Raw genomic sequence first — 18,384 nt, 5'->3', positions numbered from 1 at the left:
GGATGAGCATGTCGTCACGAACCAGCCTTTCGCGCGGCCTCTCGCAGCTTGCGGCGTCGCGCGGACTTCGCTTCATCGCGCTCCTGGCGCTGTGCGCGGCCTATATCCAGGGGCCGCTCACCAAGCTGTCGGACTTCCCGGGCGCGCTTGCCGAGATGGAGCATTTCGGCCTTCGCCCGCCAGTCGCCTTCGCGGTGGCCGTCATCGTCTTCGAACTCGGGGCTTCGGCCATGGTGCTTTCGGGCTTCATGCGCTGGCTGGGAGCTTTGGCACTGGCCGCCTTCACGCTTCTCGCAACGTTTATCGCGCTGCGCTTCTGGGATCTTGCGCCCGGCATGGAGAGGGCGATGGCGACGAATGCCTTCTTCGAGCACGTCGGTCTGGCGGGAGCCTTCCTGCTCGTCGCGCTCATGGACATCGGCAAGGGAGAAGACAGATGAGCACGTCCAAGCCCTCCGGCGGCAGCTTTGCGCCGCTCCGCCAGCCGGTGTTCGCGGTTCTGTGGGCCGCGACCGTGCTGGGCAATACTGGCAGCTTCATGCGCGACGTCGCCAGTTCCTGGCTGATGACGGACCTGTCTGCGGCACCGGCGGCCGTGGCCATGGTGCAGGCGGCCGCCACGCTTCCCGTCTTCCTGCTCGCGATCCCCGCAGGCGTGCTGTCCGACATCCTGGACCGCCGCAAATTCCTGATCGCCATCCAGCTCCTGCTCGCGAGCGTCAGCATTGCGCTCATGACCTTGTCCCATCTCGGCATGCTGAGCGTCAGCGCGCTGATCGGCCTTACCTTTGTGGGCGGCATCGGCGCCGCGCTGATGGGGCCGACATGGCAGGCGATCGTTCCCGAACTCGTGCCGCGCGAGGACGTGAAGAGCGCGGTCGCCCTGAACTCGCTCGGCATCAACATCGCCCGCTCCATCGGTCCCGCCGCAGGCGGCTTGCTGCTCGCGGCATTCGGTGCCGCGGTGACCTACGGTGCCGACGTGGCCAGCTACGTTCTGGTCATCGCCGCGCTGATCTGGTGGCCCCGCGCCAGGGATGCCGGGGACGCGTTGTCCGAGGGTTTCCTTGGCGCGTTCCGGGCCGGACTTCGCTACACGCGGGCAAGCCGGCCGCTTCATGTCGTCCTGTTGCGGGCCGCCATCTTCTTCGCCTTCGCCAGTGCTGTCTGGGCCCTGCTTCCCCTCGTGGCACGTCAGCTGCTGGGTGGGGACGCCAGCTTCTATGGCATCCTGCTCGGTGCCGTGGGTGCGGGTGCGATCATCGGCGCGCTGGTCATGCCGCGCCTGCGGGAGCGGCTCGATGCCGACGGCCTGCTGCTCGCATCCGCCATCGTCACCGCTGTGGTCATGGCGGTGCTCGCGCTCGCGCCGCCGCAATGGCTCGCCGTCATTGTCCTGCTGTTCCTGGGGGCAGCCTGGATCACGGCGCTGACCACGCTCAACGGCACTGCACAGGCTGTTCTGCCGAACTGGGTGCGGGGCCGGGGGCTCGCCGTCTACCTGACGGTTTTCAACGGTGCGATGACGGCGGGCAGCCTTGGCTGGGGTGCGGTGGGGCAGGCGGCCGGCGTTCCGGGAACCCTGCTGATCAGCGCGGGTGGCCTGCTGGTCGCCGGTCTTCTCATGCACCGCGTAAAGCTGCCGTCGGGCGAGGCCGATCTCGTTCCGTCGAACCACTGGCCTGAGCCGCTGGTGGCGGAGCCGGTGCCGCACGACCGCGGGCCGGTGCTGATCCTCATCGAATACCGCGTGGAGAAGGCGCACCGCGCCGCATTCCTGCACGCTCTCGACGAGTTGTCATTCGAGAGGCGAAGAGACGGTGCCTACGGGTGGGGCATCACGGAGGATTCTGCCGATCCGGAGAAGATGGTGGAGTGGTTCATGGTGGAATCCTGGGCCGAGCACCTCAGGCAGCACCGGCGCGTTTCGCATGCGGATGCTGACCTGCAGGAAAGGGTGCTCAAGTTTCACTCCGGCACGGACCGACCGGTCGTCAGGCATTTCCTCACCGTCGATAAGCCACCGAAGCTCGGCCGGGCCTCTTCCCGTAGCGATTTCGACTGAGGCAATGCCGCACGCCGAGGGTGCACGTTATCCTTGCGCAAGGTGAGATGAGACGGCGTCGCGGAGGAGCCTTACCTTCGCGAACACGACCGGCCGGGTAGGCAGGTCGGCCCAGATCCCCGGATCAGGGAGGGCGAAACCGGAGAGCGGCACGTCCACGGGACGGCCGCTCGCGACATCGTCACGTACTTCCAGTGCGACAGCCAGTCGCCTGCAGCCTCTCCAGACCGGCAGCATCCTCGTCGATGGCTTGCCGGCGGGCACGACGCCGAGCCGTGAACTCGCGCGCACGCTTGCGATCCTCCGGCAATACCTTGGCATCGCGTGGCGCCTCAGCGTCCGCGAAGCTGCTAGAAGATGCTTGTCACCAGCTCATGCACATAGTGGAAGGCTTGCCGGGCTCCGGCCATGGCGCGGGCATCCTCCTCCCCAGTCAGCTGAATTGCATCCACATCTGCTTTAAACCGCCGCCAGTTCAATCCGCGACCTTCGGGATGCGGCGCGAGATGCCTCGCGCCGAAAGCTTCATCGAGGCCGAGCTTGGCCGCCTCCTTGAACAGGAATGCGCCACCAAGATTCGAACCCTCGGCGACGTAGAGCCAGCCAAGCGCCTCCGGAAGGTCGAACGCGGGTGCGGCCGGAAGCAGTGCCGGCACGATGCCGAGGTCCGCAAGATCGCGCTCCACGTCGGAAAGCCGGGCCCGCTGGGCCAGGTCGGGGATGAGGGCGTTGAGCCTGCGGTCTTGATAGGCGCTGTCCACGGTAGCGTGGAAGCCGTATTGCACCCTCAAGAACATCCCATAGCGCTCGCGGCTTTCGAACGGCCTCCCGTCCATGATGCGCTGGTCGAGCCGGCCGTGTTCGGACGTGGTCGCGTCCTTGAAACGCTGGAGACGGCTGCCCTGATCCGGGACATTCATGGCAATGTTCATGTGACGTCCCCCTCAGAACTGTGCGGTCAATGATGCACGGATTGTACGCCCCGGGGAGGGCAGCCAGCCGTTCAGCGCGTCGATGTAATAGCGGTCGGTGAGGTTCTCGCCCGAGATGTTCAGCGTCACGTTGTCGTGGATCTTGTAGTCCACGAAGGCGTCGAACACCGTGTAGGGCAACCAGTAATTGGTTTGCTGAACCACTGCGGGCGGTCCACCAAGTCTTGCGCCGTTGTGCAGGACGCGGCCGCCGACGGTCAGCTTCTCGTTGAACAGGCGCACGCCGAGGGTCAGGGAGGTCGAAATCTCCGGCATCATGTGATTGAGCGCGTAGTCGCTCGTCAGTGTTCCTGAAGAGCAGGGCTTACCCGCGTCGCAAAACTCGAAGTCCGTGTAGTAGGTCAGGGCGCCTTCGGCGAAGAACACGCCCGCATCGTAGGTGCCGGACAGTTCGAGGCCGGTGAAGCTGGCCTTGTCTATGTTGGCGACACTGTAGAAGGGCCGCTGCTCGCCAGGTTCCAGGGGGCCGGTCTTGGGGTTCTGCACGCGGGATATGTAATCGTCGTAGGTGTTGATGAAGTAGGCGGCCTTTAGGCCCGCCTTGTCGCCCTCGAACAGGGCGTCCTCCATGGAGACATTCGTGCCGAACTCCCAGTTGCGCGCGATCTCCGGCTGGAGTTCGGGGTTGGGGGCCAGCGTGGAATCGCTGTGGATGGACTCGCGCAGGCTGGGCGGACGGAAACCTTCTGCATACAGGCCGTAGAACTGGAGGCCGGAGACCGGCTCCAGCGTCACGCCGAGGGTAGGGTTCAGGCGGCCGCCTTCCTTGTCGGCGTACACCCCGTAAGGCGAGGCCGGTCCCTTTTCGTCGATGGCGAAGTGATCGTAGCGTAGGCCCGCACTGATCTTCAGCCAGTCGAGCGGCGTGTATTCCGCCCGGGTGAAGAGCCCGGCGATCTCTCGGGTGCCGATGCTTGGCTGCAGCAGCACGCCGATGTCGTTCCAGTAAGCGCGCCCGCTCAAGTAGGGTTTTCCGTCGGTGTCTTCGAGTGTGTAGGAGCCGCCGTAGTCCAGCGCCAACCCGCCGAAGCCGGTCTCGACGCGGCTGGTGTTGCTGGCGTTGACGCCATAGGTCCAGGTTTCGGAGAAGCGCCTGTCCTGCGCCGGCGGCCGCATCGCGGGCGTCAGCCATGGGGGAAGGTAGAAAGCGGGACCCACGGAAACCGTATTCGCCTCCACGTTCGTGGCGAAGGCGTTCGCACGAAGGTCGATGAGGTCGCCGACGGGATCCCAGCGGTAACGGACATTGTAGGTTTCGACGTTCGAGTCTGCGAGAAGCGTCTGTCGCCAAGTACTGTCCTGCATGGTCAGCATGCTGCCGATTGCCTCGCCGAAGGTCGCGTCGTAGTGCTGGAAACCGAACTCGACGCTTTGATCGTCCGTTGGCCGGAACGTTGCCTTCGCCAGGATCGACTGTGTGTCGGATGAGGTGTTGAACACCTCCTCGCCGGGCTTGGTATAGGACAGCGGAACATCGGCATTGCGGCCGGGCGGCCGCCAGGTCGACGGCCCGTTCTCGCCGGCGAAATAGTTGCCGGACCGCCGCTTGGCGACGGCGAAGAAGAGATCGTAGTTCTCCTGCGTGGTCGCGAGCGCGACATTGCCCCAGCCGTTTTCGAAATCGAACAGCCCCGGCGCATCCGTGCTCTGGTCGAAACTGTCCACGCGCGGCGAAACGGCATTATCGTGCGTGCCGAGGCGCAGGCGCGCGCCGAAGCTTTTGCCCTCCTCCACGATGTCCTTTGCGCCCAGCGTGCGGAACGCCACGACGCCGCCGATGGCGCCTGCGCCCTCCGCGCCTCCGCTCGGACCCTTGGCGATGCCGATGCTCGCGATGAGGTCCTGGTCGATATAGGTGCGGTCGTCCGCTCCGAGATAACCGCGCCAGGTGGATGTGGTCTGCTCGGTGCCGTCGATCGTCACTTTCACGCGGTTCATCGCCTGCATGCCGCGGATGTTCACACCAAGCGAGGCGCCGTTGTGGTTGCCGGCCGCAATGACGCCCGGAGTTGACTTCAGCAAATCGCCGGCCGAGATGCCTCGAAAGCGGTCCACCTGCTCCGCCGTCACGAAAGACGTGGAGCCTATGGATCGGTAGGGCTGATCGGGGGCGTCCGGCACGCCGCCGCCCACGGTAGAACCGGTTCCTGTGACATAGATCGGCTCGAGTTCGATCTCATCGGGGGAGACAGCGCCCTCGGCTGTCCCATCCGCGGCACGACCGTCCTCAATGGTGACCGTGGCGGCATCCGTGAAATGGTAGACGAGCCCCGTTCCCGCCAGGATCCGCGTCAAGGCGCCCTCAGGGGTCAGGCTGCCTTCCGCGCCGGAACTTACCTTGCTGCGCGCGATGGACGGCACATAGCTGACCTGAAGGCCGGCCTGGTTGCCGAAGGCGAGCAGTGCCGAGGAGAGGGAGCCGCCGGAAACGGCAAAGTCACGTGGACCCGAAGTCGTGGCGCCCTGTGCGGAGGCCGGCATGGTGGGCGCGATTGCGGCGCCGATCAGCAATGCCGCGGTGTATGCAAAGCGTCCCTTTGCGCCGGCCGTGCGCCTCCTGACCCTATCGTCCATCGTCCTGAACTCCCCCAGCACCACGGGCGTGGCTCGCTCGCAAGGCTGCGACCGCCATGCCCATCGTGTTGACGAAGAAGCGGCGCGGATTTCTCGCCCTCCGGGTAAATTTCCTCAGATCGTGGTGATGACTGTCAGCCCGGGAGCAATCGAGCGGACACGCCCGCTGAACGGTGCAACCACGGCCTGCAGCGCCGCATCCGGGTTGCTGAGGTCGAAGAGGCCGCTGACCTGCTCGTCCCGCAAGGACCGTTCAGGGATCAGGATGCGGCCCTGCTTCCAGCGGCCGATCTCCGCGATCACGTCCGCCACTCGCTCTTCTTCGGCGATGAGCTGCTTTCTTCGCCAAGCCGCCATATTGGCGGGATCGCGGCGTCCGCGACGCACGTGGCCGGCATCTTTTGAGACAGACATCCAATCCCCGGCGCGAAGAAGCTGCTTCGTGCTGGCCGCTGATGTAACTTCCACCTCGAGTTCACCCGTCGCGACGGCGATGTCGTGCCGACTTGATGAAGTCCGCAGCTCGAAGGTGCCGGACGAGGTGACCCCGCTGAGGTGGTCGCTCGCACAGACAAAGGGGCGTCCGTCGGGCGTGGCTTCGCAGAATGCGGCCCCGGAAAGAAGTTGGATGCGTCGCTCTGACGGGGTGAAGGCGAAACGTGCCGCACTGTCCGGGCCCAATGTCAGCTGGCTGCCGTCCGGTAATGTGCTGCGGTGGATTTGCGCCGAGCTTGTTGCCTGATCCGCGGAGAGACGGCGCCACCAGCCTTGTCCCTGCGACATGAGGGTGCCTGCGGCGATCATGCTGCCGGCACCGATCATGGCCTGCCTTCGGGTGACGCGCGGATGAGATGACTTCCGCCGGCCGGCGCTGGCCGCTCCCGTCAGCAGGAAGACCCGCTTCGCCTCGTCCCATGCTGCAAGATGAGCCTCTCCTCCGGCGCAGAAGGTGCGAATTTCTGTGCGGACGGTCTCGTCGTTCGGCCTTTGTTGCCAAGTGAGCAGCAGGGCCATCGCCTCGTTCCAAAGGTCGTCACGCGCGTTCATGGGCCGTCCAACAAGGCTGTGCTGCGACACTGTTGCTGAATACTAGACGGATCAGTCTGGAAGATTTCTCATCTTCCGCGGCGTTTTTTATGCGCCCGCCTCGCGCAGGCGGTCCCGCACCACGCTATAACCGCTGAGCACGAGGCGGCCTGCCTGTGCGGTCGAAACGCCGAGCGTGCGGCCGATCTCAGCCAAGGTGCACTCGCCCAGGCGGTGCATCTCCAATGCACGGCGGGTGCGTTCGGGCAGGGAGGCCATGGCATCAAAAGTCAGCTTGAGCGCCTGCCGATCGGCAAGAACCTGCTCGGCTGACGGTATTGGATCGGCCATCGCAAAGATGCCGGCGTCCTCCAATGTCAGCGTCTCGCGCTCGCGGCGCTTCTGATCGATCGCGAGGTTGCGGGCGATGCGGCTGAGGTAGGACCGTTCGTCCTGGACGTTGCCGCTCTTCGAGGCCGCGCCGAGGAGGTTGACGAAGCTATCCTGTACCAGATCATCAGCCACGGCCTGATTGCGAACGATGCGCTGCACGAGCCGCCAAATGCGTCCTCGCTCCGAGACGTACAGCTTCGCGACATCAAGAGGGGTGGAAGTCATAGTTCTGAGGTAGCAGCGCCGAACCTGCGAAGCAACGATCCTAGTCTGTACCTATTATAAGTAGAAACTGCCTTGAATACGAAGGTCGAAAGTCCGCGACGACTTCAAGGCAATCTCAGGTTGCCACCGGTGACTTCGACAATTCGATGGTCATTACAATCAGAGAGCGTCCTTGCCTTGGGCATCCAGTCAGCGGCGAACAGACGCTGGATCTTTTGCTGTTCTGCACGCCGGGGCGTTCTTCAGCCTTCACGATCAAGGATCACCCAAGCCGCGTGTTCTGCATCCTGGCTCCACGGTGATCCTGGTTCGAGGCCACACGCCCCTGCCGCATTCATCTCGCAGGGGCTTTGAAGTCCTCCCAGAGCGGCGCGAAGGAGGTGTCGACGACGGTGCGGAATGCCGGTAGCGGCGCCTCTACCGATCCTGTCTTCAGAAGCAGTTGGCCAGTCTTTTCGAGATAGGAAGGCTGCAGGACCGGCGAGAAGGTGTTGGCCTGCCGCTGCAGGGAGGCCTTCATGATCTCGATGCCCGGTGATCCGTATTCGGCATCGGCCAGCTTTGCGGTCTCGTCGAGATTGGCGGGATCGGTGATGAAGTTCAGCGAGGCAACCACGGCGCGGACGACCTTGTCGGCGGTCTCCCGGTTCTTGACGAGGTAGTCGCTTGACGTCTGCAGCGTGGTGTAGCCGATGCCGCGGAAGCTGTCGGGCCCTTCGCCCTTGGTCAGGTCGACCACATAGCGCCACTTGCCGCTGTCTTCGGCGATGACGTTCCACGGCTCCATGACGAAGGCGGCGTCGATCTCACCCGCCTCGCCGGCGGTGAGCTGGCGGTCCGCGCCCTTGATCGGAACAAGCTCGATGTCCTTCTCGGGATCGAGGCCTGCATCGGCGGCGATGTAGCGGGTCGAGACATCCGCGAAGCCGCCGCGCGCAAGTGTGCCGACGCGCAGGCCCTTCAGGCTGCTGGCATCGAGCTTGTCACCCAGCTTCTCCACGACATCGGTGCGGGCGACGAGCGCGCCGGCGAATTCGCTCTGGAGGCCCAGGATTGAGACGATGGGCTGGCCCTTCTTGACCGCCTTGATGTTGTTCTCGAAGGCCGCATCAATGAACTGCACGGAGCCGCCGATCAGGGCCGCCGTCGCCGGCACGCCGCCCGCGAAGTAATCGACCGTGACGTTCAGGCCTTCCTTTTCGAAGAACCCCTTCTTCTGGCCGATCAGGATCGGCAGGCCCAGCAGGGAGCGGTTGGAGACGCCGATATGCACGTCGGTTGCCTGGGCGGACGCTGCGCCGGGCGACGCGGCGGACAGAAGGGCTGCGGCGGCAAGGGCGACGGCGGATCGACGGGTGAACAGGGGCAGCATGGAAGAGGTCTCCGATCTGGTGTCAGGCGGCGGCGTCGCGCCAGCGCAGGAAATGCTTCGAGGTTGCAAGGACGAGGCGGTCGAGTCCGAAGGACACCAGCATCAGCACGACGAGGGGCATCAGCATGCCGGTGGCATCGAAGTCGCCGGCCGCGCTGTCGATCATGAAGCCGATGCCGGCGCGTGCGGAGATGAGCTCGCCCACAATGGCGCCGATGATGGCGAAGGAGATCGACACACGCAGGCCGGAGAATATCCATGGCACGCAGTTCGGCAGCAGCACCTTGATGAAGGTCTGTGCGCGGCTGGCCCGCATGACGCGCATCACGTTCAGGAGGATGGGGTCGACGGCGCGTATGCCTTCATAGGTGTTGATCATCATCGGCACGACGACCAGCGAGAAGGCGAGGAGGAACTTCGAGGCGAAGCCGATGCCCACGAACATGATGATCAGCGGCGCCAGGGCCACGCGCGGCAGGCTGTTCAACGCCACGATGAACGGCTCCAGCGCGGCGCCGACGACGCGGCTGACGCCCAGCAGCAGGCCAAGCGCGATGCCGACGAACGCTCCGACGACAAGGCCGGACAGTGCCTCGGACAGGGTCACCCAGGTGTGGCGGGTGATCTCCAGGCTGAGGAGCGAGTCCCAGAACGCGGCGGCGATCAGGCTGGGGCTGGAGATCCACATGGCGCTGGCCGTGCCTGTGCGGGCGATGAGCTCCCACAGGCCCAGCGTGCCGACGAGCAGCACAAGCTGCGTCAGGCGGACGGTGCGGCCGGCGCTCATGGCTCGCGGCCCCGCATGCCGGCCGAGGCCTCGCGGCGGAGGTCGGCCCAGATCCTCTCGTAGAGATCGTTGAAGAGCGTGTGGCTTCGCAGGCGGTCGAAATCACGCGGGCGAGCCAGGGGCACGTCATGCTCCGCGATGATGCGGCCGGGCCGCGCGCCCATCACCAGCACCCGGTCGGACAGCGCGATCGCCTCCGAAAGATCGTGCGTTACGAACAGCACCGTCTTGCGATGATTGTTCCAGTAGCGGGCGAACAGTTCCTGCATGAACACCTTTGTCTGCGCGTCGAGCGCGCCGAAAGGCTCGTCCATGAGGATGATGTCCGGATCGGCGATCAGCGTGCGGGCGAGCGCGGCCCGCTGCCGCATGCCGCCGGACAACTCCCCGGGAAAATGATCCTCGAAGCCTCTCAGGCCCATCTCGGCAAGCATGGCGCCGGCCCGCTCGCGCCGTTCCGCGCGCGGCGTGCCGGCGATCTCCAGGCCAAGCTCGACATTGGCGCTGATCGTCCGCCACGGCATCAAGCCGTGGCTCTGGAACATGAAGCCGACGCGGCCCGAACCGGGAGGCTTGCCGAATACCTCGACGCGGCCTGCCTGCACCGGCAACAGGCCGGAAATGAAGTTCAGCAGCGTGCTCTTCCCGCAACCGCTGGGCCCCACGATGGAGACGAACTCACCGTCCGACAGTGCAAGATCGACCCCGCCAAGGATATCGGTGCGCCGGCCACGGCGGTCGGTCACCGCGAAGCGCAGGCTTTCCACCGTGACGATGGCCGGCCGTTCCCGACTGTCTCGGTCGGCGGCAAGGCTGAGGGCGGGCTTGGTCATCGAAGGTTTCAGGGTGTGTAGCCGGTGGCGGCGTAGAAGTGCTTTAGCGCTGCCTCGGCCACCACGACGTCTTGAGCCGCCGTGCCGGAGCTGATGCCGACGCCTCCGACGACCTCGCCATCCACGGTGACGGGGAAGCCGCCGCCGATGATGGAAAAATGGCCGCCATTGGTGATGTGGATGCCGAAGGTCGGCTGACCGGGCTGGCACAGCTCGTTGTAGACATGCGTTGCCTTGCGCGCAGCCGCACCGGTGAACGCCTTGTCCACGGCGATGCTGATCGAGCTGATCTTGCCGCCGTCCATGCGCTCGAAGGCGAGCAGGTTGCCGGATTCGTCGGTCACGGCGATGCACATGGGCAAGCCGATCTCGTTTGAGGCCTTGATGGAGCCCTCCACAAGCACGCGTGCTTCCTCGATCGACAGGCGCTTGATCTCAAGCATTGGCGGCTTCCTTGGTCAGTGCGGTCGTGTCGAGATATCGGTGCAGGCTCTCGAGCGCGTCGCCCGAGACCGGCGCATAGGGCGGGTAGGGCTCGCCAGCCGGGATGCCGAGATGGTTGGCGGCCGCCTTCATCACGGCTGCGAGGCCGGAGGGCATCCAGCGTGCGGGGAACAGCGCAAACTGGCCCTGAAGCTCGACGGCACGGGCAAGGTCACCGGCCTCGTAGGCGCGGATCACTTCGCGGGCGATGCGGGCCGCCGGCGGCGGCAGGGTGATGCCGGAGCCGCCCAGCTGCAGGGAGGTCAGCAGCACCTGCATCGTGGTGAAGTAGCGGGCGTGGCCGGCCAGATCGATCTCGTGGATCAGCCGCGAAACGCGCGTGATGTCGCGCGAGCTCTCCTTGATGAAGTGCACGCGGTCGAGCTTGGCCAGCTCTATGGTCTGCGGGATGGTGAGGTCTGCGCCCGGCCCGGCATTCAGATACAGGATGATGGGCAGCGAGGTTTCGCGCCCGATCAATTCGAAATAGCGCACCAGCTCGGCTGTCGTGGGAGCGCCGCCGGTCGGTTTCTGCGGTGCGAGCAGCTGCACGCTGTCCGCGCCGAGCTGCTCCGCAAGCTGTGCGAACTCGATGGCGATCCTGAACGATGGATGCGAGATGCCGACGGCAACCGCAGTGCGCCCGCCGACGGCGGCCACCGTCTGCCGCACCAACTCCCGGCGCTGATCGAGGGTGAGGAACTGATATTCCTGTGCCTCGACGCCAGCCGCGATGACAACGTCCGCCGCGCAGTCTCGAACCACGTAATCCACGCCTTTCTGCAGCGCGGCATAATCCACCTCAAGGTCGGGGCGGAACGGGGTGAGCGGGGGAACGATCGTCGAAAAAGCCATGCGTCAGCTGTCCTTGCGGAGCATTCATCGATTAGGTAACAAGACTTATCAGCTCAGGCGGTCACGTCAATATGCATTACCAATTGGTACATAGTCTAGGTTGATCAGGCTGAAACTGTTAAATAACCCGAGGTTCCATCTCTCGCGGGTTTGCCGCCGTGTGCTGCGAGACCGAACATCGAATGGCAGAGGCTGTTATGAGTACAACCGATCTCCAGCCGCGCACGGAGCTCCACGCACCGCCCAGCCCTCTTGAAGACCCGACAAGCGCGCTCTCGCAGGTTGCGCACCAGCCGATGATGCTGGGCCTGTTCCTGCCAACGCAGACGGGAGGCTTCTCGCAATCCACGCTGCCTCGTTCCACGCGCTGGGAGTTCGACTACAACCGCGACCTCACGCTGAAGGCCGAAGGCTACGGCTTCGACTTCGTGTTCGGGCTGCAGCAATGGCTGCCGAAGGGCGGCTTCGGCGGCGAAACGCACTACCGCGAAAACTTCCTGGACCCGTTCATCTCCACCGTGGCGCTCGGTTCGGTGACGCGCCGCATCATCACGATCTCGACCGTGCATGTGCTCTACGGGAACTGGCATCCGCTGCATCTGGCGCGCTTCGCCGCAACGGCCGATCACATCTCCGGCGGCCGGTTCGGCCTCAACATCGTCACCGGCTACGATGCCGCCGAGCCCTTGATGTTCGGCATGACACGCATCGAGCACGATGAGCGCTACGAGCGTGCCGACGAGTTCTCGCGCATCATGGAGCATCTCTGGGCCGGAGAGGACAACCTCACCTACAAAGGCCGCTTCTACGACCTGCAGGGCGCCTATGTTTCGCCCCGCCCATGGCACGGACGGCCCATCATGGTGTCGGCCAGCGCATCCAGGCGCGGCTTCGACTACGCGGCGGAGCACTCGGACGTGGTGTTCACGTCAAGCCCCGCGGGCGCCGTGTTCGACAAGGCCATCGCCGCCCTGCCTGCCCATACCGCCGATATCCGCGCCTCCTACGAGGCCCGGGGCAAGGCGCCGGGCAAGGTGATCATCTTCCCGCTGGTCGTCTGCAAACCGACGCGCGAGGAGGCGTTCGCCTACCGCGACGCCATCGTGGACCACGCCGACCTCGCAGCCATCAACGCCTACACCGCGCGTCACGCAGGCGGCGATGCCAAGGGATGGCAGCAGCATGTCCCGGCAGATCGCGTGCTGGGCGGGCACATCCAGATCATCGGAAGCCCCGAGGATGTGGCCGACCAGATCGAGGCCCTTCATGGAGCCGGCATCAACGGCATCCAGATCGGCTTCTACGATTACGGGCCGGATCTCGACTTCTTCGCCGCCAATGTGCTGCCGCTTCTGGAGCGTCGCGGCCTGCGCCTGCCGCCGGCATGACGGGGGCGATCCTCAATGTCGGCGTGCTCGGCGTCGGCATGCATCCCGGCGCCTGGCGGGCGGAGAAGGGCGCCACCTCGGCCAATGGCCTCGACTTCTACGCGGAAATCGGGCGGCTTGCGGAGAAGGGAAAGCTGCACGCCATTTTCCTGGCGGACACGCTGGCGGCCGACGAGGAGAATTTCGAGCGCCCGATCCTGGGCGCGATGGACCCCACTTTGGTGCTCGCAGCCTTGGCAGCCGGCACGCGCCATGTCGGCCTCGTAGCGACAGCCTCGACCAGCTACAACGAACCGTTCAACATTGCGCGCCGGTTCGCGACGCTCGACCATCTCAGCGGAGGGCGAGGCGGCTGGAACGCCGTCACCACCTTCGTGCCCGCGGTGGCCGCCAATTTCGGCGATGCGCCGCTCCCCGAGGGATCGGCCCGCTACGACCGCGCCGAGGAGTTCGTCGATGTGGTTCGGGCCCTCTGGGGCAGTTGGCGGCCCGGCGCGCTGGTGGCCGACGCCGCTGCCGGCATCTATGCCGATCGCGGCCGCATAGATGTGCTCGATCACCGTGGCACCCATTTCTCCGTGCGCGGGCCGCTGACCCTGCCGCGTTCGCCGCAGGGCGCGCCCGTCCTGTTCCAGGCGGGCTCGTCGGACCGGGGGCGGGCGCTTGCGGCGCGCACGGCCGATGCGGTGTTCACCGTGCAGAACGTGCTGTCCGCGGCGAAAGCCTTCCGTCACGACGTCCGTGACCGGGCTCGCGGGTTCGGCCGCAACCCCGATCATGTCAAGGTGCTGCCCGGCCTCGTCCCGATCCTTGGCGGCACCGAGGCCGAGGCGCGTGCACGGAAGGATCGCCTCGATCATCTTTCCGGCAATGCCGAATTGAAGAAGCTGGCGCTGCGCGTCGGCGTGCCTGTGGCGGAGTTGGCGCTCGATGAGCCGCTGCCGCTGGATCTCGTGGAGGCAAATGCTGGCTTCCGTGGATCGGAAGGCTTCCGGGCCGCCGCTGTGATGCTCGCCAAGGAAGAACGTTTGACCGTCCGGGAACTGCTCTACCGTAACGGAGGCGGCCATCTCCAGGTCGTCGGCACGCCTGAACAGGTCGCGGAAACCGTCGATTTGTGGACCCGCGAGGACGCGGCGGACGGCTTCAACGTGATGGTGGATGTGCTGCCCGTCGGCCTCGCCAGCTTCGTCGACGAGGTCGTGCCGCTTCTCCAGCAGCGCGGCATCTTCCGCCGCGATTTCACCGGCAGCACGCTCCGTGCCAATCTGGATCTCGAGGTTCCCGCATGATCGCTTATGAGAATGATGGGCAGACAGCCCGCATCACCTTCAACGCTCCGGAGACCGGAAATCGGGTCACCTACCGGATGATGAACGACTACATCGCGGCACTCGAAGCCTCCCATCAGAGCGGCGCACGCGTCCTCGTCCTACGCTCTGAAGGCGAGCACTTCACGCTGGGCCGCGACCAGAAGGAAAAGGTGGATGTGCCCAAGCGCGACAATCTCGGCCTGATCCTTCGCGCCAATGACTTGCTGCGCACCTTTCCCGGCGTCTCCCTTGCGCTGGTGAAGGGGCGAGCCATGGGCTTCGGGTCCGGCATCGCGCTGCACGCCTCCATCGCTGTTGCGGAGGAAAGCGCCATCTTCGGCTTCGACGAGATCAAGCATGGGCTGGCCCCCTTGATCGTCGTTCTCTACCTGCCTCACTTCATCCCCCGGAAAGCTGCATCCGAGCTTTGCCTCACAGGTCGAGATGTCGGCGCTGCCGAAGCGGCCGCTATCGGATTGATCAACCGGGTTGTTCCGGACGGTGCACTCGCTGCTGCCGAGGCTGAAATCCTGGATGTCCTTGCGTCCTACCACCCTGGCGCATTGAGCCTGATCCGCCGCTTCGTCAATGGTGTGTCAGACTATCCCTCAGCGGAGGACGGGCATCTTGCCGTAGACCAGCTGGCCGCGTGGCTCGAAGCCGGCAAGCCCACGAGCTGACGCCGAGGCGTTCCTGGCTGACCACCCGGGGCAAAATCGGTGAAGCGCCGCCAGTCCGTTTCAGTCGACTTGAAGCCTAGGCATCATCAGGATGTTAGGCAAGGTGTGGCGGAGAGGGTGGCCGCTGACCACTAGTCCGCTGTTGTCCAGCTACATACAACAGGTGAAGCGCCGCAATGACTTAGCGCCATTGCTGCGTCCAATATGATGCATTGTAAACCGACAAAAGCTGAAGCACAATGTGGGGTAATTTGTGGGGTAGCCAGTTCGAATGCCGACTGCAGCCAAGCGCCATCCGTACAAGGCTTTATCAGCCTTGCAGGTCCGCAACATCAGTGCGCCAGGCCGATATGCCGACGGCAATGGCCTCTACTTGGTGGTTGACGATTCAGGAGCTCGGCGTTGGCTCCTGCGGATCATGGTTCAGGGCCGGCGGCGGGACATTGGCTTAGGAAGTGCAAAACTGGTGCCACTGGCGGAAGCGCGCGAGAAAGCGTTGAGCTACAGGAAGACCGCTAGAGAAGGTGGAGATCCGGTCGCTGAGCAGCGCAAGCTGAAGGCGGTGGCGCCGACCTTCGAACAGGCAGCAGAGCAGGTCCACGCGGAACACTCGCCGACTTGGAGGAACAAAAAGCACGGCGACCAGTGGCTCACCACGCTCCGCACTTACGCATTTCCGGAAATCGGGCAACTGCGCGTCGACAGGATCGGCACGCCTGACGTCATGCGGGTGCTCGCGCCAATTTGGCTCACGAAGGGCGAGACGGCCCGGCGCGTACAGCAGCGCATCGGCACAGTCCTGGACTGGGCGAGAGCAGCGGGACATCGCGACGGTGAGAACCCGGTCGCGGGCGTCAGAAAAGGGCTGCCTAAGCAGACAGAACGCGATCAGCACCATGCCGCACTGCCATATGCGGAAGTGCCCTCCTTCATCGCCGAGCTTCGTGCACAGCCTGCTGACACGGTCACCCTACTGGCCTTTGAGTTCCTCATCCTAACCGCCGCGCGCACCAACGAGGTGATCGGGGCATCGTGGCCCGAGTTGGACTTGGAAAACGGGGTTTGGACTGTGTCTGCGGTTCGCATGAAGGCCAAGAAGGAGCATCGGGTTCCGCTTAGCTCCAGATGCCTAGAGCTGCTTAAGGATGCGAAGCAGGTTGGGGCTGATAGCACTTACGTCTTTCCTGGCAGAGCAGGAGATCGGCCCATTTCTAACATGGCGTTTCTGATGATGTTGCGGCGGATGAAGCGTTCTGTCACCGCGCACGGCTTCCGGTCGTCCTTCCGGGACTGGGCGGCAGAGGCGACGAGCTTTCCGCGCGAGCTGGCTGAGATGGCGCTGGCCCACACAATCAGCAGTAAGGTTGAGGCGGCATATCGCCGAGGCGATTTGCTCGACAAGCGGCGTGAACTGATGAACGCTTGGTGCGCGTTTGCGACCCGGCAACAAGGCGATCAGACATGAAAAAGGTAGATCGCGAAGCATCGGACCTAGAGGCCCACTGGACAAAAATCGTCGAGCAACATCGCGCTGCCAATCGAGAAAAGTTCTCGTACGTCCCAGGGTCATTTAAGCGAGACGCTTGGGAAACGTTTAATCCTGACAAGGTCTTGGCTGCTCTCCTGGAGGACAAAACCTCCTACTTCGCGCACAAAGACGTCCTGTTCGCGGGGCTTTGTGCTTGGGCCGTGTGTCCTCGCGAGCGACGCATCATCCAGCAGGCCATGCAGATGACTGTCGGGCGCCGGCTGCACGCCATAGAGAAAGATCTTCCTCAGGAGTTTGGCGACACCTGGATGTTGGCGGATCTATTGATACGGATCCGCAAGATCGGCCCAGAATTCTACGACGAGATGTACTTCACTGTCGGCGGCTTAAGTGGATTGCTTGCGGCTTCGCGGAAGAGCCTGTTGTCGAAGCGCCTTAAGGCGAAAGCAATCGGACTGCCTCATCTATTGTCGATGATGAGAATATTTCATCATCAGATCGCAACGGGGGATAAGGAATATCCCAGCCTCAACAAGGGCAGCGACTTAGTTCATGAGATATCCTGCGAAGAAATAGAGCCGCCGTCCGGTCGGGTGATCAAGGAATTTTGGGCTAAGCACAAAGCGTCCATTGCATACTCCTACGCCGCCTCAACTATCTTCACAGGCGAGCAGCGAACGCTCCTCGATGAGATGCTTGATGAATCTGCTAGCCTCAGGAAGCATGCGTCGCTTTTGCCTGAATGGGCTGGCAAAGCGCAGTATGCGGCGGATGCCATCCTGGGGAAGCTCCCTGAGAGCCGAGTGCTGCGGAAACCGGCGCCTCGCGGGCCTGGACTGATCCCCATCGAAATACCTGCGCCACACTTCGATCAAGCCACAGCGGACGCCATTAGGTCGGGGTTCGCAAGGAAGCCGCGTGGCAAGTCCAAGGCCAAATAGATGATGCTGGGCCGCCTGCATTATGAAGCGTGGCGGGCATAATCCAACCAAAGCTGCGAACGCCCAATTCCTCTTCTGTCCAACGACGGACATCGGAGAAGAGCGTTATGCAGTCTATTCAATACGGCCCGCCCAACGGGTGCCGCTTTCTGCGGCTTAACCAGGTCCTCGCGCCCGACGGCCCGATCCCCGTGTGCAAGAGCACGTGGTGGGCGTGGGTAAAAAGCGGCAAGGCGCCCAAGCCGGTCAAGCTTTCGCCGCGTATCACCGCCTGGCGCTGTGAGGACGTCAAAGCCTTCTGCGAATGCCTCAATCAGGAGGTGGGCGCATGAACCGCGCTCACGCATCAAAGGGCCTTGAAGCTTGTTTCTACAAAGCTGAGATGCTCCGCCGCGGAGGCGTAGCTGCCTACGCGGACTTTCTGTTCAACGAGGCGGTGGCCATCCAGCCAAATCGCCATAGACGCACGCTGCGTGTGCTCGCATTGGCTTACGGCTTTGGCAAGCACCTGATGACGGACGCCGGATCCTGGAAGGAGTTTCGGAAAGATCTCATCTGGGAAGACGAGTGCCCGCCCGAAGAGGTCCCATTCAACGACATCTTCTGCTGGGTCGTACTGCGCATTTTTCCTGACGCAGCCGAGAAGCCAGAGAATTTCAAGAGCTACGTTCTGCTGCTTCACTATTTGGCGCTAACGGGATGTCGGCGTGCTGACGCTTACACTGTACTGGGTGCTCCGATCATCATGAGTGACCCTCGCTGGCGAAAGTCGAGGCGTTCTTCTCAAGAGCAACTGCGCCGCTCGCAGGCCTCCTCATTGTTGGCCTCTAGGTTCGTAATACCGGGGGATCATGCATCAGCGGAGGGCTCGTCGGCCTTCTCTGATTCACCTGAGACCCAGCGCTGATCCGGTAAACAATAAGGACGCCCGGGGCAGACCCCCGGGCTCCTCTTCGAACCACCACAAA

At 63.9% G+C, this 18,384-nt stretch carries 18 protein-coding genes; 9 read left to right on the top strand and 9 right to left on the bottom strand.

The annotated features are described in order from the left end of the window. Positions 1 to 2: 2 nt before the first annotated feature. Positions 3 to 440 carry a DoxX family protein gene (locus tag SCD90_RS08860; RefSeq protein ID WP_319844296.1) on the top strand — a complete coding sequence of 146 codons (438 nt, stop codon included), beginning with the start codon at positions 3 to 5 and terminating at the stop codon, positions 438 to 440. Beyond that, on the top strand, positions 437 to 2,065 hold the full coding sequence (locus SCD90_RS08855) for an MFS transporter (protein ID WP_319844295.1): 1,629 nt from the start codon (positions 437 to 439) through the stop codon (positions 2,063 to 2,065). Before SCD90_RS08860 ends, SCD90_RS08855 begins: the two co-directional genes overlap by 4 nt. Before the next feature lie 350 nt (positions 2,066 to 2,415). Here SCD90_RS08855 and SCD90_RS08845 read toward each other — a convergent pair whose 3' ends face one another. From SCD90_RS08845 to SCD90_RS08805, 9 genes are all read right to left on the bottom strand, one after another. Beyond that, complete coding sequence (locus tag SCD90_RS08845; protein ID WP_319844294.1) at positions 2,416 to 2,997, bottom strand: biliverdin-producing heme oxygenase; 582 nt, start codon at positions 2,995 to 2,997, stop codon at positions 2,416 to 2,418. Between the two features lie 12 nt (positions 2,998 to 3,009). Continuing rightward, positions 3,010 to 5,631: a TonB-dependent receptor gene (locus SCD90_RS08840; protein ID WP_319844293.1), complete on the bottom strand. Its 2,622-nt coding sequence runs from the start codon at positions 5,629 to 5,631 to the stop codon at positions 3,010 to 3,012. Positions 5,632 to 5,745: 114 nt separating this feature from the next. Beyond that, the gene (locus tag SCD90_RS08835; RefSeq protein WP_319844292.1) at positions 5,746 to 6,678 is read right to left on the bottom strand and encodes a FecR family protein; all 933 of its coding nucleotides are present in this window, start codon (positions 6,676 to 6,678) and stop codon (positions 5,746 to 5,748) included. 87 nt (positions 6,679 to 6,765) lie between these two features. Continuing rightward, complete coding sequence (locus tag SCD90_RS08830; RefSeq protein ID WP_319844291.1) at positions 6,766 to 7,275, bottom strand: RNA polymerase sigma factor; 510 nt, start codon at positions 7,273 to 7,275, stop codon at positions 6,766 to 6,768. Between the two features lie 334 nt (positions 7,276 to 7,609). Further along, positions 7,610 to 8,647: an ABC transporter substrate-binding protein gene (locus SCD90_RS08825; protein WP_319844290.1), complete on the bottom strand. Its 1,038-nt coding sequence runs from the start codon at positions 8,645 to 8,647 to the stop codon at positions 7,610 to 7,612. 22 nt (positions 8,648 to 8,669) lie between these two features. After that, complete coding sequence (locus SCD90_RS08820; RefSeq protein WP_319844289.1) at positions 8,670 to 9,434, bottom strand: ABC transporter permease; 765 nt, start codon at positions 9,432 to 9,434, stop codon at positions 8,670 to 8,672. Continuing rightward, on the bottom strand, positions 9,431 to 10,267 hold the full coding sequence (locus SCD90_RS08815) for an ABC transporter ATP-binding protein (protein WP_319844288.1): 837 nt from the start codon (positions 10,265 to 10,267) through the stop codon (positions 9,431 to 9,433). Before SCD90_RS08815 ends, SCD90_RS08820 begins: the two co-directional genes overlap by 4 nt. Before the next feature lie 8 nt (positions 10,268 to 10,275). Continuing rightward, positions 10,276 to 10,710, bottom strand: a complete 435-nt coding sequence (locus SCD90_RS08810; protein ID WP_319844287.1) for a GlcG/HbpS family heme-binding protein — start codon at positions 10,708 to 10,710, stop codon at positions 10,276 to 10,278. Continuing rightward, a complete protein-coding gene (locus tag SCD90_RS08805) occupies positions 10,703 to 11,605 on the bottom strand; it encodes a dihydrodipicolinate synthase family protein (protein WP_319844286.1) in 903 nt (300 codons plus the stop codon). The genes SCD90_RS08810 and SCD90_RS08805 overlap by 8 nt, the downstream gene beginning before the upstream one ends. 197 nt (positions 11,606 to 11,802) lie before the next feature. Between SCD90_RS08805 and SCD90_RS08800 the strand changes: the two genes are divergently transcribed. The 7 genes from SCD90_RS08800 (at position 11,803) to SCD90_RS08770 (ending at position 18,323) form a co-directional block, all read left to right on the top strand. Continuing rightward, positions 11,803 to 12,993, top strand: coding sequence for an LLM class flavin-dependent oxidoreductase (locus SCD90_RS08800; protein WP_319844285.1), 1,191 nt, complete (start codon positions 11,803 to 11,805; stop codon positions 12,991 to 12,993). Beyond that, a complete protein-coding gene (locus SCD90_RS08795) occupies positions 12,990 to 14,285 on the top strand; it encodes an LLM class flavin-dependent oxidoreductase (RefSeq protein ID WP_319844284.1) in 1,296 nt (431 codons plus the stop codon). The genes SCD90_RS08800 and SCD90_RS08795 overlap by 4 nt, the downstream gene beginning before the upstream one ends. Beyond that, entirely contained in the window at positions 14,282 to 14,986 is a 705-nt protein-coding gene (locus SCD90_RS08790; protein ID WP_319844283.1) for an enoyl-CoA hydratase/isomerase family protein, read from the top strand. The genes SCD90_RS08795 and SCD90_RS08790 overlap by 4 nt, the downstream gene beginning before the upstream one ends. A gap of 271 nt (positions 14,987 to 15,257) precedes the next feature. Then, positions 15,258 to 16,451: a tyrosine-type recombinase/integrase gene (locus tag SCD90_RS08785; RefSeq protein WP_319844282.1), complete on the top strand. Its 1,194-nt coding sequence runs from the start codon at positions 15,258 to 15,260 to the stop codon at positions 16,449 to 16,451. Beyond that, on the top strand, positions 16,448 to 17,416 hold the full coding sequence (locus tag SCD90_RS08780; protein ID WP_319844281.1) for a hypothetical protein: 969 nt from the start codon (positions 16,448 to 16,450) through the stop codon (positions 17,414 to 17,416). Before SCD90_RS08785 ends, SCD90_RS08780 begins: the two co-directional genes overlap by 4 nt. Before the next feature lie 107 nt (positions 17,417 to 17,523). Beyond that, positions 17,524 to 17,748, top strand: coding sequence for a helix-turn-helix transcriptional regulator (locus tag SCD90_RS08775; RefSeq protein WP_319844280.1), 225 nt, complete (start codon positions 17,524 to 17,526; stop codon positions 17,746 to 17,748). Beyond that, positions 17,745 to 18,323: a hypothetical protein gene (locus SCD90_RS08770; RefSeq protein ID WP_319844279.1), complete on the top strand. Its 579-nt coding sequence runs from the start codon at positions 17,745 to 17,747 to the stop codon at positions 18,321 to 18,323. Before SCD90_RS08775 ends, SCD90_RS08770 begins: the two co-directional genes overlap by 4 nt. Positions 18,324 to 18,384 lie beyond the last annotated feature (61 nt).

The sequence above is a fragment of the Terrihabitans rhizophilus genome, assembly GCF_033898525.1.
GTDB classification, from domain to species: Bacteria; Pseudomonadota; Alphaproteobacteria; order Rhizobiales; family Methylopilaceae; genus Flaviflagellibacter; species Flaviflagellibacter rhizophilus.
The sequence above is the reverse complement of the archived record's forward strand: the minus strand, read 5'-3'. Positions and strand labels throughout refer to the sequence as shown.